The organism is Listeria swaminathanii (assembly GCF_014229645.1).
Taxonomy (GTDB): domain Bacteria; phylum Bacillota; class Bacilli; order Lactobacillales; family Listeriaceae; genus Listeria; species Listeria swaminathanii.
In genome coordinates this window covers 218,585-232,676 of sequence record NZ_JAATOD010000001.1, presented here as the reverse complement: position 1 = coordinate 232,676, position 14,092 = coordinate 218,585, and the positions used below count along the sequence as shown (strand labels likewise).

Below are 14,092 nucleotides of genomic sequence, written 5' to 3'. Positions count from 1 at the left end.
CAGTTTTTTTATTTCGCTTCTTCGTCTAGTTTTTTAAATTCGAAGTTCTTCATCCATTTTTTATTTTTACGAATGGAGAAGTAACCAACGATTGATATTACGAAAGCGCCGAGGAAATCGACGAACAGATCGCCCATTGTGTCAGCAACTGCTGCGTGACCTTGAAGCATCGTGCCATCTTCAAGCATTGTTTTTTGCATGTTCATTCCAAAGCTGTCGGCTGCAAATTCATAGAACTCCCAGAAAACACCTAAGAATACGGCAAAACTACAAGCAAATAATGCTACAAAAACTGGGCTCATCGAAAGTGTAACGCGTTCATCATTATTTAGTAAGCTAACAATCGAGAAGCCAAGCCCCCCAAGCATCGCGCCACTAAACGTATGTAAAATCGTATCCCAGTTAGGAATCAAATAATAGAAACTACGTACTTCGCCAAGATAAATCGCACAATATAAGAAAACGATAAAAACAATATACATCGCATTCGGAATGACGAATTTCATTTTTTTACTAATGATGGATGGTAAAAATAGTACTACCACACCAAGTACACACTGCATAAGCATAAGTGAGTAGTCGCCCTTTGTTTGTTGTCCTTCTGGAGCATTGCCAGACGGTGCTGTAATTAAATTAACCGTTGCATAAACCATCGAAACTACGAGCGTTACTAATACAAAAATTGCAAGAATCTGCGCCCAATTCCATTTTCTTTTCTTTGTTTTGTCTTTCATGAAGCGTCTCACCCCTTTTTAAAATATGTATTCATTATAAGCTATGTGAAGCGAAAAAAGAAATTTAAAACAAGATTTGTCAATATTTTGTGACAATATTCTGTCTGAAATTAGCAATATTTAGTATTTCCACATATATCACTTTAGGTTGCTTTACCAATATTTTCTGATTTGTTATACTAAATTCATAATAAATCTATCCATTGGAGGAAAATTGAATGAAAAAAGTATCATCTTTATTAACCCAAGATCAGTTTTGGGGAATTATTGATAGCTCTGACAAAGGCAACAAATTAGAAGAATTACTAGAAAAGTTGAGTGAAGATGAACTTTTTGGTTATGATTATTGGTGGAATTACTTTCATAAAAAATCTTACAATCAGTCACTCTGGGCTGTTGCTTACGTAGTATTAGGTGGCTGTGGCGATGATGGATTCGACTACTTCCGTTATTGGTTACTAACGAGAGGTAAGGCTGTATTCATGTCCGCTATGGAGAATGCAGATACGCTTTGTGACGAATTCGATTTGTTAACAGAGGATGAATATCCTGAAGCTGAAGAGGTAGCTTACTTAGTGATGGATGTTTTCGAGAACAAACTAGATAAAGACTTTGACGATGCGGAAAATGAAGCAGAGAGTAGAATTGAGTTTGAAGAAGTATCTATACCTAAAATAGATTTTGAGTGGGATGAAGACGACGAAGATTCTATTAAAAAGGTTTGCCCAAATACTTTTGCCAAATGGTGGAACAACGACAAATTCTAATAATAAAAACACGGAAATCCAGTAACGAGGATTTCCGTGTTTTTTTGTTATTTCAAAAAGTCTTGTAAAGCTTTCGCATTTGCGGCTACATCGTCTAAACGAAGGACTGCTCCTGCGCCGTCGATTCGCTCATTGTGCCATTTCCCTTCAACTGGGATGGCGAATTTTTCCATTGTTTCTGTTTTGCCTAGTAGGAAATCTGCGCCAATGGACATTAATGTTCCTGTTGGGATATTAGTGGAAGAATAACCTTGTAGTTTTCCGATGACATCTGGAATTTTAGTTACATCGCCAACGTCAATGGCTTGTTCTTTCAAGGCTTCTAACACTTGTTGCTGACGGCGAATTCGACCGAAGTCACCTTCTGCATCTTTACGGAAGCGAGCATATTGTAAAAGTGTTTTACCATCCATTACTTGCTCACCTTTTTTAATATTTGCGTCGATGTTTTTCGACATATCTTTTTCAGCGTTAATTTTGATTCCTTCTGGCGCTAGCGTATCAACGATCTTAGGGAAACCTTCGAAATTGGCTACTACGTAATATTGCACATCTACACCAAAGTTTTCTTTAATCGTTTGGCGTACAAGTTCTGGTCCGCCGTAGGAATATGCTGCATTGATTTTGTTTTTGCCATGTCCAGGGATGTCCACATATGTATCACGCATGATGGACACGAGTTTTGGCGTATTTGTTTTCGTATTATAATGAGCAATCATTAAGCTATCTGAACGCCCTTGGTCTTCTCCACGCGAATCACTGCCGATAAGTAACACATTAATCTCATCGCCAACTGCTTTGACACCATTAAATTCGTAATCTTTTAATTTACTTTCAGTTTGCGCTTCTTTTAAGCTAGATTGATATTGGAAATAACCGATAACTGCAACTACACCAACTAAAATTAATAGGGCAACTAGAATAGTAACAAAAATTCTCCCTTTACGCGCTTTTCTTTTTCGTGCATGTCTTGCCATTTTACACACCTCATTTATTGTAACTTACCTCCATATTACAATAAAATGACAAAAAAAGAGAGCGATAATTCCATAAGATTTTTTAAAGATTGGGAAAAGCCCTCTAAAATTCTAGGTTTTAGAGGGCTTACAGCTATTAAAGTGTCCCGTCGCTACTTGTACTACTATCACTTGTCCCGGAATCAGAACTACTATCATCCGAGCTACCCGGGGCTTGACCTGGTTCACCAGACGGCGGCGTTCCACTTGGCACACCACTTCCTCCAGGGCCTTGCATCGTTCCAGTATTATTTTCTGGGGTATTTTGACTAACTGAATACAGTTGATAACTTAAAAAGCTAATAATAATGACAGAAAGAATACTGACAATAATCGTGCTCCACTTCCATTTATTGTGGATGCCTTTCCCACGAATAATGACTTTCTTTTCTGGTTGTTCCATCTCTTCCATCCAACATCATCCTTTCGTTACCATTACTTTACCAAGCAAATAAGAACAAATTATGACATGAATAGGAAAAAAATATGTCAGGCAAATCTAAAGTTTTCTTTAATTTTTTCAACTTTTTTCAAAGTGTTTGGTATAATTAATTGAATAAAACATGAATTTAAGGGGTGTATTATGGCTAGATATGGTGGGAAAAAGGGGAATAACAAGAAGGCAATTATTATTGGAAGTATTGCCGCTGTTGTCGTCCTCGCAGGTATTGCCATTTATTTTTTTATCCAAAATCAACATAAAGATGAAAAAAATGCTTTAGCAGCCGCAGAAACTTTTACATCAAATATCGCTAAAGAAAAGTACGATAAACTCGGAAATAGTGTTTCAAAAGAATCTCTCAAAAAAGTAGAATTTACAACGAAAGAAATGGAAGCCAAGTACCAAGCTGTTTATGACGGAATTGGCGCGAAAGATATTAAAGTCAAAAACCTCAAGTCGAACTATGATGACAAAGCAAATAAATTCAATTTAACATACGAACTAGAAATGCGCACCAGCCTTGGAAAACTCGCAACGCAAAAATATAAAACAACTATTTCTAAGCAAGATGACGACTGGAAAATCGACTGGAAACCCGCGCTTATTTTCCCAGGTATGGTGAAAACGGATAAAGTTCGCATCACGGAAGATGACGCAGAACGTGGTCAAATCGTTGATAGAAACGGAAATCCGCTCGCAACGACTGGTCAATTTGCTGAAGCAGGTATTGTTCCTTCAAAGCTTGGTGAAGGCGACGAAAAAGTGAAAAACATTGCTGATATTAGCAAAAAACTGGATATTTCCACTGATTACATTAACAAACAACTCGAGCAAAAATGGGTTCAAGCGGACAGTTTTGTTCCTTTAGTTACTTTAAAAAAAGACAATCTACCTGAAGCGACTGGCCTTACTTACGCGCAAAAAGAAATGCGGACGTATCCATTAAATGAAGCAACGTCTCATTTAATTGGTTATGTTGGCGAAGTGAGTGCCGAAGATATCGAGAAAAATCCTAAACTCAGTGTCGGTGATGTGATTGGTAAAAGTGGTTTAGAACGCTACTACGACAAACAACTGCGCGGCAAAAACGGTGGCGCAATCAAAATCATCAACGATCAAACGAAACAAGAAGATACTTTGCAAAAAATTGATAAAAAAGATGGCGACGAAATTAAACTAACGATTGATGCCGCGATTCAGAAGAAAGCTTTTGATAGTCTTGGCTCTGAAACTGGCGCGGTGACAATGATTAATCCCACAAACGGCGAACTTTTAGCATTAGTTAGCACGCCTTCTTATGACGCCAATCAAATGGTGCTCGGGATTACTTCCGAAGATTACGCGAAATACAATGACGATAAACGCCTTCCTTTCTTAGCAAGATACGCAAATCGTTACGCACCAGGCTCCACTTTTAAAACGATTACTGCAACGATTGGGCTGGACACTGGGGTGACAAAACCTGATAAAGTCCGTGAAATTTCTGGATTAAAATGGCAAAAAGATGCTTCTTGGGGTAATTATTTTGTCACTCGTGTCCATGATGTTCCAAAAGTAAATATGACCGACGCACTCGTGCACTCGGATAACATTTATTTTGCGCAGGAAGGAATCGAAATCGGCAAAGATAAACTAACAGCTGGCTTGGAGAAATTCGATTTTGATAAGGAATACAACCTTCCGTTTACAATGAAACCCGCGCAAATTTCGAATGATGGGCTGAATTCGGAAATTTTATTAGCTGATACAGCATACGGCCAAGGTCAGCTTCTAATGTCGCCAATTCAACAAGCAATCGCCTACTCTGCAATTGCGAACGACGGAAAAATGCCTTATCCAAAACTAGATACAAAAGAAAAAGCTGGCAAGGAAACGCAAGCAACCGAAGCCGCATCTGCCAACCAAGTTAAAGCCGCTTTAGTCAAAACAGTTTCTGATCCGGCCGGCACAGCACATGCCCTACAAATCCAAGGTCATAGTATCGCAGCCAAAACAGGTACAGCCGAACTAAAAGAAAAACAAGGCGAAGATGGCCTTGAAAATGGTTTTGTTTATGCCTTCGATGCCGATAATCCCAATTACCTCATGGTCGGAATGATTGAAAACGTCAAAGGTCGCGGTGGTAGCGGACTTGTAATTGATAAGTTAAAACCAGTTATTGAAAGTATGTATAAATAAAAAAAGAGCCTTTCTGTTCGCGAACAGAAAGGCTCTTTTTTGTTAACTTTCATGGGTTAATTCAGTAATTTCTCCTTTTGTATCAAAACGAACAACTAAAAGTTCATCGCTAACTTCTGGTAATAGTTTGAAATCGAATGTTAAATCCAACTCATTATTGGCATTTTCCGAAAACCAAACGCCTGACAGAACTAGTTTATCGATTAAGATTTCCTTTGTTACATTTTCTATCGCATCACATTCGGTAACTTTTAAAACCTCTTCGGGCAATTCATCTGTATGAAAATCAAAATAAATAGTAAGCGTATCATTTCCATCAAATTGCTCTAAAATAGTTTTTTTCGCTTTTAGGTGTAGTTCCGGAATTTGATCAGTTAAAGTAACGATATCTTTAAAATAATCTTCTGAAGTAAGCTTTTCAAAAATACTATAATCAATCTTTACTTCTTTGCCATCCAAAGGAATTACAGCATCCACCGTCGTCCCATTTTCTTGCGTATAGCTTAGTGTTCCTAGTAACTTGGTAGTTAATGTTCTGTTTGTCATATTAGGTGCCTCCTAGAAATATTAGCTTGCATATGCTCAGTATAACTTAAGTTCACTTTGAGCCGCAACTTGTTTCGCGGCACTGCTTTCAGGGAAACTATTAACAACTATTTAAACCGAAGAAAGAAGGAAGTCCCATGGTAAAAATTACTACTTATCCCGCTGAACCTTCTGATGTTAAACATTATATTTCTGGAGAAAAAATGAAAAACGATCATCATTTGCATACCGTGCTGACATTTGATAATCATTTAAATAAAGACGTTCTAAAAAAAGCAGTCATGCAATCCACTGAGAAATTGCCGCTACTTCTTTGTCATTTTAAAGAAACGAAAAAAGGGGCTTTTTGGCAAGAAAGTGTTTTTTCGGCGGATGATTTGGTTTTTCTTGTCGAAACTGCTGAGCCAGAAATCGAAGTAAACCGTGCTCTCGTTAGGAAATTGTCTACGGAAAATGGTCCACAAATTTGTTTCACTGTTGTCCGGACTGAAACTGCCGATCAGCTAGTGATTATTATGAACCACATGTTAGCTGATGGTGCTGGTTTTAAGGAATACCTTTATGTGCTGAGTAAACTTTATTCTAAGCTGTTGGAAAACCCAGATTATCAGGCGAAATTGAGCTTTGGTTCGCGGAGTTTGAATCAAGTTTTTGAGCAATTTTCCCGCAAAGAAATAAAGTCGATTTTCAGTGAGAAAACGACGCAAAAAGCTGTCCATAATCCATCTTTCCCACTGAAAGGCGATCCGAAAAATCCGAAAATCATTTGGACTAAAATACCGAAAACAAATTTTTCGCAAATTATTCAATATGCTAAAGAGCACGAAGCAACCGTTAATGATGTGCTTTTCGCGGCAATGGTGCGCACCGTTCAACAAACAACGCAGCAAAATGAGATGTCGATTGATTGTCCAGTGGATCTCCGGAAATATTTGCCGAATAAGACAAGCCGTGGTATCACCAACTTAACCGCCAATATTACCTGCCAAATGAAGGCGACGGACGACCTAAGCTCATTCGAAAGCACCCTTCAAGCCGTCAAAAAATCTCTCAATCCACAAAAAAACAGCCTAGCTCCTTTGCGAATTTATTATTTATTGGAATTCATTTTCAAGAAAAAAAGCTATTCTATTGCCAAAAAAGCGTCTGAAAAAATGTATTCTATTCCGAAGACCAGTTTTACAAATATCGGAATTATTGACGACGAAAAACTCGTTTTTGAAGGAAGTACTTTAAAAGATTGCTTCATTTGCGGTTCTTTAAAATATGCTCCGTTTTTCCAAGTCGCGGCTACGACTTTCCGCGGCGAGCTGACACTTAGTACTAATTTGCACGGTACAGCGCAGGATCACGCTTGGCAGAAAGTATTTTTGGAGAAAATGATTGCTAATTTCCCTTCTAAATAAACAAAAAGCCATCCCCAGTCAGATGGCTTTTGTTTATTTTTGACTATCCAATAATTGGTAGCCTACTTTCAAGTTATTCAAGGCTGTTTGTAATTTATCCGTGCGCACCTTTTTAAAAATGATTTGATTAGGATATCTTTTTTTAAATGCAGTTTCACTATCTTTTTTCCCATTTAGCAAATCAATCGTCACTTGTATTCGCTGTATTTTGAAGTCGCTCCACTCTGTAAAAACCTTCTTAAATGTCTGTGTATCTGCCGAGGCTTCTGAACTTCTTTTTAGCGCGTCTATATTTAAAATTTCTTGCTGATATCGCTTCATTGTGTCGATCATTTGATTAATATTATCATTCGCAAAGTCTAAATCCGACCAAATTTCTCCCTTAATCGTATCTTTTAAAATGTTTTCCGCAGAAAGTTCCCGGCCTTCAAATTCTACTAAATCAAATTTAATCAACGCTAAATCTTCGGCCGAAAGTTGTGGTTTCGGCTTGCTCGTCTGTTTTGTTGTCTTCGAGCTATTTACTTTCTCGCTTGCTTGCTCGCCCTCATCGTCACTAGTAGTTACCGCTAATATGACGACAAGCACCGCGCCGATAATCACTACAATTTTCCACGTTTTTGATAATCCTTTGAACCAATCCACTAATTTTTTCACTTATTTTCCTTCTTTCCCGTTTAACTCATGCTCTGTTAGTTAATTTCTGCAATTTAATCTGGCTAATAAGTTGTCGTTTGATTTTCTCATTCGCCGCAGTAACTTCCGAAGCAACAACGAAACAGTCAATAAAAGTTAAAACTAAGAGAATCGGTATCCATAAAAAACCTAATAAAAAGAATAAGCTCACACTTCCAATTAAAATAATAAGTCCATAAATCCAATTTCCTGTATAAAAATGCCCAATTCCAAGTCCACCAAAAAACAGTGACAACAAAACAGCCGTAGATTTACTTTTCAAATCTGCTGTATGAAGCGTTTCTTTCACATATTCTTGTTCTTCATAAGTAAGCCCATTTTTTTCTATTGGTTTTAACTTAGCGAACCTTAATCCCGTATCAGAAATGACGACAAATTTCCCATCATCACTAACTTCCATATCAATATCCACTTTGAAACTCTCTTCCATCTTCCATCTTTCCTTATCATTCAAAGGCTGAAATCCCAAATCATACACATCACCCAAACCAACAACTTTCTTACTCACAAAACCACTCCTTTTCCAAGATAAAAATATCCTTACTCCCCGCAAAAAATAGCTCAATGCTTCACATATGTTTTTTTAGATAGGAATCAAAGAGCATATAGAATTATAGTCCTCTTTTTAGTTAATGGTTAAAATGTCTTATAAATAGTACCGGGAAAAGGAAGATTTTTGTATTTAAATTTTCAGATTATTATTGAGTTTTAGTATTATTTACGGTATATTATAGATGAAAATGCGTTTACCATTTAGCAAGCAACAAGACCTACAAAAGGGAGTGTTACAGTGAGTCGAATCGACATCGGAGAAATACAAGAGTTCGCGTTTCAACTACATGCTGCTAACCAAACAGGAAGGAAGATTATCCGAGACATCAAATCCACCGTGATAAGCTACACAGAAGATACTAGCTTAAAGGGAACAGCCGTGGATACTTCGAAAAATTATTACCAAATGACATACCTTCCTCTTTGCGAAGCGATAATTGAAGCAATGAATGAGAGTGAAGATCGCTTGAAGCAATTTATCCAAGATTTTGCCAATCAAGTAGACAGCTCTCCCAATGCCAAAATTGATGCAGCTGGTTTATATGAACTTGGTCAAATGATTGATAGAATTGAAAGTAAAAAAGAAGCATTATATCAACGAATGAACAGTAATACAGAAGGCCAAATGCAAACTTATCGTTCCCAATTAGCAATGGCCTATAAGCAAGAAAACATCTTAGAAAAGTATTTGGCATTTGAACAAAGCCATAGTAGTTTCTTTGACCATTTGACAGATTTAATACAAGGTATTCAGCAGACAGTTCGCGAACTTCAATCGAATATCCAGTTTAACAGCCAAACAGGTAGCTATGATTTAAGTAAACTGAATTTTGCTGCTGTAAGCCGAATGCGAAAAACATTAGAACAATCTAAGGCGACTGATACAACAGTGTATGATTTTGCCAGCTATAGCAAAGTGAAACAAAGTGGTATGTGGATACTTTCCAAAGGCGGCATAGTCGATATTAGAGCAACCGAGGCTTATAATACAGCGAGCATTAACGGTGAATTACCAAAAGAAAGTAACCAAGCCACAGAAGAAGCAGAATTACTAAAAGCTACATTAGATTCCCTGAAGAAAAACAAAGACCCAATTACAGGTCGAGAAATAAGCAAAGCTCAAAGTTTTGGTATCTTAACATCACTCATTTTTGGCTATACGACGAAAGGTTATAGAGGGAAAAAACTCTCTATACCGAAGAGTGCCCTAGCAAAATTAAGAAAAGCTCAAGGATCTAATGTAGCAGAAGAAACAGTAACTTATTCGAGAGTCCAAGGTGGAGACAGCAAAAATTTACTTTTAGTTAATGATGATGGTACACTGTCACTAAATAACAACTGGAAATCTGATCATAATTTAAATGTTTCAACAGGAAAAGACCACGCAAACTACTTTAAAGAGAAACGTTCAAATTCTTATATAGTTGAATTTGAAGTCCCTAAATATTTGGATGATTTAATTAAGGAAAATGCAATTTCTCAAAACGGTTATAAAACTAATCCGTTAAATCAAGGAGGTACTGCTCCTAAAATTGTTGATAAAGGAGTTTTTAAAAAATTTAATTTTGAAGGTACTGCTTACGAGATACCAGACCCCATCACCCAATGGTTAGCGGAGTATGCTCAAAACGCAAAAATATTAAAGTGAAAGTGGTGAAGAAAACATCATGCTGATACCGGAATATGCAGAAAATATTATTGTAGGAGTAAAATATAACGGCTCTTTTAATTGGTATATTACCGACCCAGAATTATGGTATTTAGATTATAATCAAGCTGGATATTCAATTGAAGAGTACCCAAAAGAACGAAAGAATATGAGCATCTTAAATGAAAATACAGCCAACTCTTTTTTAATAAATATAGAAAGCTTTAAAAGCTCAACAAACTCTCTAAAGCAAAATTTCTTTAAAGAACTTAATCAAAATAAAGAAGAAGCTACATATAATTATAACCCCAGTATATTAATAGATTTTGACAATCAGATTCTTTACTCTAATTATCCTGAATCTATATCTTTTGAAGAATATATTCCAGATAATTGGAATGGATATTTTCAAAGATTCTTTGAAAATATCCCTCAAAAATATAGATATTGGGAAGAACACAGCACAAATTATTTAACTAGAAAGGATTGAATCATGAAAAAAGATAAATTAACTATGATAAAAGAGACTTTTAAAAATGATAAAACTGGGGAACTAACACCAGGCGTGACAATAATTCTTGATGGTGAAGTGGCTCAAGCATTAGATATAATTATGAAAAACAAAGGATATTCTGATTATCCTGAAGCGTTAAAAGATGTTATTTTTGAAGGTATTCAGAGCTTTATAAAACAAAATGATTAAAAAAACTATCTGCAATCCGTAATGAAACTCAATAGGTAGACCTTTTACCGAGCAGGTTTATCTGGTCGGTATTTTTTATTCAATCATTCTTTTGTGATATTGAATAGGACTTATTTTGATTCGATGGTGGCTGTAGCAATATGCCCATTCGTCTTTTTGACTAGCCCGTAGTTGGTATCCTACTTTTTGCAGACATAAAAAAAGCCTACCTCAATCAAGGTAGGCTTTTTCATTATTATTTCAACAATTCCCGAAGCGCATCCACGCGATTCGTTAATGGTTTTCCTAGTGCATTTTCAAAATCATCAGAAGTAACATCTAATTGGTCGTTCTTAATATCATGTTGGAACGATAAGAACATTTCTGCGACAGGTTGTGGCATGCCGATGGAAACTAGATTTTCCACGAAGCCTTTATCATCAGAAGCGATAACTTCGAAATCTTTTCCGGTAGCTTCTTTTAATACTTCTGTAAGCTCAGCATACGTCATCAGTGGGCCAGATAGTTCTAAAATCTCTGGGAAGTCCGCGCCCGCAACAGCTTTTGCCGCTACTTCTGCATATTCACGTTTGAGCGCCCAGCCAACTTTACCGTTTCCAGCAGCATAAACAAATTTCCCAGCATTCAAAGCCCCGCCAATCATTGGCATTTCATTTTCAAAATACCAGTTGTTACGCAAAAAGGTGTGCGCGATTCCGGATTTTTCGATTACTTTTTCAGTAAAGAAATGATCTTCTGCTAAAACGCTTGTGGATTTATCTGCGCCCGCGAAACTTGTGTAAGCAATGTAAGAAACGCCCGCTTCTTTTGCTGCATTTACAACATTTTCGTGCTCTACTTGACGATTACCTGGAGCACCCGATACAAATAATACCCGGTCGATGCCTGCGAATGCTTGCTTCATTGATTCCGCGTCACTATAATCACCAATTCGGATATTAAATCCAGCCGCTTTTAAGTCCGCGCCTTTTTCTTCACTACGAACCAAAGCATAAATGTCAGATGTTGGAACTAGCTCTTTCAAATAATTTAAAGCATATCCTCCAAGTCCACCTGTTGCGCCTGTTACTAAATAAGTCATTTAAACCACTCCTTCAAAATTTTATGCTGTACATTTATAATTTACACCTTTATAATAAACATTGTGATAAGATAAGTCAAGAAGAAAACTTGAAAGGATTGAAAAAAATGAAATACTCCATCCAATTTAGTGACGCTATCCATATTTTGGCTTATATAGAGATTTTCAAAAATACGAATTTATTATCGAGTGAAATAATCGCCGGCAGTGTTAAAACAAATCCCGCTAATATTAGAAGAATTATGAGCAATTTAAAAAAGGCGGATTTAATCACTACGCAAACTGGTAAAGCGAACCCTATTCTTGCCAGACCGCTAGAAGAGATTTCGCTACTTGATGTCTATAAGAGCATCGAGGGCAACACGAATTTAATCCACGTTGACCCAAAAACCAACCCTGATTGCGTTGTTGGCGCTAATATCCAGCAAGTTCTTACGAGTAAATACGATTTGCTACAGAAAAAATTGGAACTTGAAATGGAGCAAATAAAGCTGGATAGCATCGTGCATGATATTTCTGTGTTGGAGAGTAAAGATCGTCCGCAGAATATGGAAATTTTAGAGAAGTATTTGTAAAAAAAAGGACCTAATCCATTGAAATTGGATCAGGTCCTTTTTATAAGTTAATTTTGGACTGAAGTAAAAGATGCAGCTTTTTTCTTCAGAATATCTAAAAATACTTGTTGATTGGAAATGGCGCTACCTTGTAATTGAACTTGACCTAATTTCGCAGTTGCAAGTACACAAATGAAGTCAAATTCGTGATCTCTTTGCGCATTTTTGATGATTGTATCGTGTTTATCGTAATGAACTTCTACTGTTAATTCTTCCCAGTTAAGCACCGTTCCATCTAAGGAAATGCCATCTTGTGTAACAAGGATTTTTTTAACATTAGCAGCCATTAATTGATCTAGTTGCGCTGATTTTTGCGTATTTAATGGGTTATTTGTTAGCTTTTTATCTAATTTCTGGTAAAAAGCTCTGTAATCGCTAGGAGCTAGGAAGTTAAATGATAGCTGATTTTTTTCATTAAATATTTTCTCATTAGCAGCAATTAATTTTGGTGCAACTTTTGTCAGGAAATTTTCTAATAGTTCCCCGGATTCGCCCACTCTTGCTGGGATATAAATCCAGTTATTTGTATTTTCCGCGCGGTAAAGCACATTGTTCACTAGCTTTAGCCCTGGAACGCGTAACATTTGAATTTCTTCTATATTTTCGAAAGGAATAACCCCTTCAGATTTCCCTTTAAACAAGGATTCAATCCCATTTTCATGTAATTGGAAAGAACGAGCATAAACGGTACTTTTCACGCGGATTGTAAGTAAAAGTCCTCCGATGAAAAATAGTGCCGCACAAACGCCAATCCCCATTACTATAAGTTGTTTTACTGAGTCTGTTACATCGAGATAACTCCCCATGTCCGTTGGTGTTGTTGGCATTGCATTTACTTTAAAAGTAACAAATATCAACATGACTCCAATTAATAAAATGACAAGCGCCAAAATCATTGCGCCTATATTAGTCCGATGTCGTTCTTGGTAAGTTTTGATAATCTTTCCCCCTAATATTTACTTAAACAGCGCCATGATGATCCCTACAATAAAAAGACCAATTACGAAACCAGCAATAGATTTCCAACTTCTTTTTTGTTTCATTATGTCTCCTCCGTTTCTCTAGATGTATTGTGAAACTTTCATTTCAAGTCTTTTATAAAATACCATACAAAAAGCCCGAAATCAACGTGTTTTCGAAAGGATTTATATCTAATTTTCCCGGCAAACTCACATTTTGAATTTTCATCTTGTAAAACATTGGTATTTCAGTATTTATAGAAATTTACTTTATACACAAAATCGACATGTTCAGATAATAGATAAAAAAAAAGACGAGATCCGCCTTTTTTGGTATTTTATTCTTCAAGTAAAATGTTAGAATAAGACTCTTCTTCACCTAACGGGTAGTTATCTGAAATATTATCTAGAAACTCCAAGTCTTCGTCGCTTAATTTAGCCATAACCGTAGAGTAGTCCTCATCACGATTAATTTTTTCAGCCCATTTGGCGAATGATTCAATTAGCTCTAGGTTTTCTTTATCATCTAATTTCGTATAGGCTTCTATTAAAAGATCTAACATTTCCGCATTGAAATTATAATAAGTTAATAAAATCCCATCCATTGGCACATAATCTTCATAAGTATATTGAGCAACAATTAATTTCTCACCGTTCGTTAACGGCTGGCCCTCACTATCTTTCTTTAAAAAACTTTGAGCTAGTTCAGTAAATTCATCGTATGTCATTTGTGTAAACTCCTTTTTTTAT

16 protein-coding genes are annotated in these 14,092 nt (G+C 36.5%); 7 read left to right on the top strand and 9 right to left on the bottom strand.

The annotated features are described in order from the left end of the window. Positions 1–8: 8 nt before the first annotated feature. Positions 9–734: a DUF2238 domain-containing protein gene (locus tag HCX62_RS01125; RefSeq protein WP_185636713.1), complete on the bottom strand. Its 726-nt coding sequence runs from the start codon at positions 732–734 to the stop codon at positions 9–11. Between the two features lie 218 nt (positions 735–952). Between HCX62_RS01125 and HCX62_RS01120 the strand changes: the two genes are divergently transcribed. Then, a complete protein-coding gene (locus tag HCX62_RS01120; protein ID WP_185636712.1) occupies positions 953–1,501 on the top strand; it encodes a DUF4240 domain-containing protein in 549 nt (182 codons plus the stop codon). A 47-nt stretch (positions 1,502–1,548) separates the two neighbouring features. Here the strand turns inward: HCX62_RS01120 and HCX62_RS01115 are convergent, their stop codons facing one another. Both HCX62_RS01115 and HCX62_RS01110 read right to left on the bottom strand, forming a co-directional pair. Beyond that, positions 1,549–2,478, bottom strand: a complete 930-nt coding sequence (locus HCX62_RS01115) for an LCP family protein (protein WP_185636711.1) — start codon at positions 2,476–2,478, stop codon at positions 1,549–1,551. 136 nt (positions 2,479–2,614) lie between these two features. Then, the gene (locus HCX62_RS01110; RefSeq protein ID WP_185573403.1) at positions 2,615–2,929 is read right to left on the bottom strand and encodes a hypothetical protein; all 315 of its coding nucleotides are present in this window, start codon (positions 2,927–2,929) and stop codon (positions 2,615–2,617) included. Between the two features lie 171 nt (positions 2,930–3,100). On the opposite strand from HCX62_RS01110, the gene pbp4 reads away from it, so the two are divergent. Further along, positions 3,101–5,137, top strand: coding sequence for a penicillin-binding protein PBP4(5) (gene pbp4 / locus HCX62_RS01105; RefSeq protein WP_185636710.1), 2,037 nt, complete (start codon positions 3,101–3,103; stop codon positions 5,135–5,137). Positions 5,138–5,179: 42 nt separating this feature from the next. On the opposite strand, the gene HCX62_RS01100 is transcribed toward pbp4, so the two are convergent. Then, positions 5,180–5,683, bottom strand: coding sequence for a DUF2004 domain-containing protein (locus HCX62_RS01100; protein ID WP_185636709.1), 504 nt, complete (start codon positions 5,681–5,683; stop codon positions 5,180–5,182). A 137-nt stretch (positions 5,684–5,820) separates the two neighbouring features. On the opposite strand from HCX62_RS01100, the gene HCX62_RS01095 reads away from it, so the two are divergent. Beyond that, on the top strand, positions 5,821–7,089 hold the full coding sequence (locus HCX62_RS01095; protein ID WP_185636708.1) for a condensation domain-containing protein: 1,269 nt from the start codon (positions 5,821–5,823) through the stop codon (positions 7,087–7,089). A gap of 33 nt (positions 7,090–7,122) precedes the next feature. On the opposite strand, the gene HCX62_RS01090 is transcribed toward HCX62_RS01095, so the two are convergent. Both HCX62_RS01090 and HCX62_RS01085 read right to left on the bottom strand, forming a co-directional pair. Further along, positions 7,123–7,746 (bottom strand): nuclear targeted protein LntA, encoded by a 624-nt coding sequence (locus HCX62_RS01090; protein WP_185636707.1) that lies wholly within the window; start codon positions 7,744–7,746, stop codon positions 7,123–7,125. Between the two features lie 25 nt (positions 7,747–7,771). Continuing rightward, complete coding sequence (locus tag HCX62_RS01085; RefSeq protein ID WP_185636706.1) at positions 7,772–8,293, bottom strand: TM2 domain-containing protein; 522 nt, start codon at positions 8,291–8,293, stop codon at positions 7,772–7,774. 282 nt (positions 8,294–8,575) lie between these two features. Here HCX62_RS01085 and HCX62_RS01080 point away from each other — a divergent pair, with 282 nt between their 5' ends. From HCX62_RS01080 to HCX62_RS01070, 3 genes are read left to right on the top strand one after another with little or no spacing between them, the layout of a single operon-like run. Next, positions 8,576–9,985, top strand: coding sequence for a T7SS effector LXG polymorphic toxin (locus tag HCX62_RS01080; protein ID WP_185636705.1), 1,410 nt, complete (start codon positions 8,576–8,578; stop codon positions 9,983–9,985). Positions 9,986–10,004: 19 nt separating this feature from the next. Continuing rightward, positions 10,005–10,475 (top strand): hypothetical protein, encoded by a 471-nt coding sequence (locus tag HCX62_RS01075; protein ID WP_185636704.1) that lies wholly within the window; start codon positions 10,005–10,007, stop codon positions 10,473–10,475. 3 nt (positions 10,476–10,478) lie between these two features. Continuing rightward, positions 10,479–10,688, top strand: coding sequence for a hypothetical protein (locus HCX62_RS01070; RefSeq protein ID WP_003738163.1), 210 nt, complete (start codon positions 10,479–10,481; stop codon positions 10,686–10,688). 235 nt (positions 10,689–10,923) lie between these two features. Here the strand turns inward: HCX62_RS01070 and HCX62_RS01065 are convergent, their stop codons facing one another. Then, positions 10,924–11,769, bottom strand: coding sequence for an SDR family oxidoreductase (locus HCX62_RS01065; RefSeq protein WP_185636703.1), 846 nt, complete (start codon positions 11,767–11,769; stop codon positions 10,924–10,926). Positions 11,770–11,876: 107 nt separating this feature from the next. On the opposite strand from HCX62_RS01065, the gene HCX62_RS01060 reads away from it, so the two are divergent. Beyond that, a complete protein-coding gene (locus tag HCX62_RS01060) occupies positions 11,877–12,344 on the top strand; it encodes an Rrf2 family transcriptional regulator (RefSeq protein WP_498043149.1) in 468 nt (155 codons plus the stop codon). A gap of 47 nt (positions 12,345–12,391) precedes the next feature. On the opposite strand, the gene HCX62_RS01055 is transcribed toward HCX62_RS01060, so the two are convergent. Both HCX62_RS01055 and HCX62_RS01050 read right to left on the bottom strand, forming a co-directional pair. After that, on the bottom strand, positions 12,392–13,279 hold the full coding sequence (locus HCX62_RS01055) for a hypothetical protein (protein ID WP_260490788.1): 888 nt from the start codon (positions 13,277–13,279) through the stop codon (positions 12,392–12,394). Positions 13,280–13,680: 401 nt separating this feature from the next. Then, positions 13,681–14,070 (bottom strand): DMP19 family protein, encoded by a 390-nt coding sequence (locus HCX62_RS01050; protein WP_185636700.1) that lies wholly within the window; start codon positions 14,068–14,070, stop codon positions 13,681–13,683. Positions 14,071–14,092 lie beyond the last annotated feature (22 nt).

Excerpts from the sequence above, each read along its gene's own strand:
- HCX62_RS01065 (WP_185636703.1), bottom strand. The coding sequence starts at position 11,769 with ATGACTTATTTAGTAACAGGCGCAACAGGTGGACTTGGAGGATATGCT.
- HCX62_RS01095 (WP_185636708.1), top strand. The coding sequence starts at position 5,821 with ATGGTAAAAATTACTACTTATCCCGCTGAACCTTCTGATGTTAAACAT.
- HCX62_RS01125 (WP_185636713.1), bottom strand. The coding sequence starts at position 734 with ATGAAAGACAAAACAAAGAAAAGAAAATGGAATTGGGCGCAGATTCTT.
- HCX62_RS01110 (WP_185573403.1), bottom strand. The coding sequence starts at position 2,929 with ATGGAAGAGATGGAACAACCAGAAAAGAAAGTCATTATTCGTGGGAAA.
- HCX62_RS01060 (WP_498043149.1), top strand. The coding sequence starts at position 11,877 with ATGAAATACTCCATCCAATTTAGTGACGCTATCCATATTTTGGCTTAT.
- HCX62_RS01050 (WP_185636700.1), bottom strand. The coding sequence starts at position 14,070 with ATGACATACGATGAATTTACTGAACTAGCTCAAAGTTTTTTAAAGAAA.
- HCX62_RS01120 (WP_185636712.1), top strand. The coding sequence starts at position 953 with ATGAAAAAAGTATCATCTTTATTAACCCAAGATCAGTTTTGGGGAATT.
- pbp4 (WP_185636710.1), top strand. The coding sequence starts at position 3,101 with ATGGCTAGATATGGTGGGAAAAAGGGGAATAACAAGAAGGCAATTATT.
- HCX62_RS01075 (WP_185636704.1), top strand. The coding sequence starts at position 10,005 with ATGCTGATACCGGAATATGCAGAAAATATTATTGTAGGAGTAAAATAT.
- HCX62_RS01100 (WP_185636709.1), bottom strand. The coding sequence starts at position 5,683 with ATGACAAACAGAACATTAACTACCAAGTTACTAGGAACACTAAGCTAT.
- HCX62_RS01115 (WP_185636711.1), bottom strand. The coding sequence starts at position 2,478 with ATGGCAAGACATGCACGAAAAAGAAAAGCGCGTAAAGGGAGAATTTTT.
- HCX62_RS01070 (WP_003738163.1), top strand. The coding sequence starts at position 10,479 with ATGAAAAAAGATAAATTAACTATGATAAAAGAGACTTTTAAAAATGAT.
- HCX62_RS01055 (WP_260490788.1), bottom strand. The coding sequence starts at position 13,279 with ATGATTTTGGCGCTTGTCATTTTATTAATTGGAGTCATGTTGATATTT.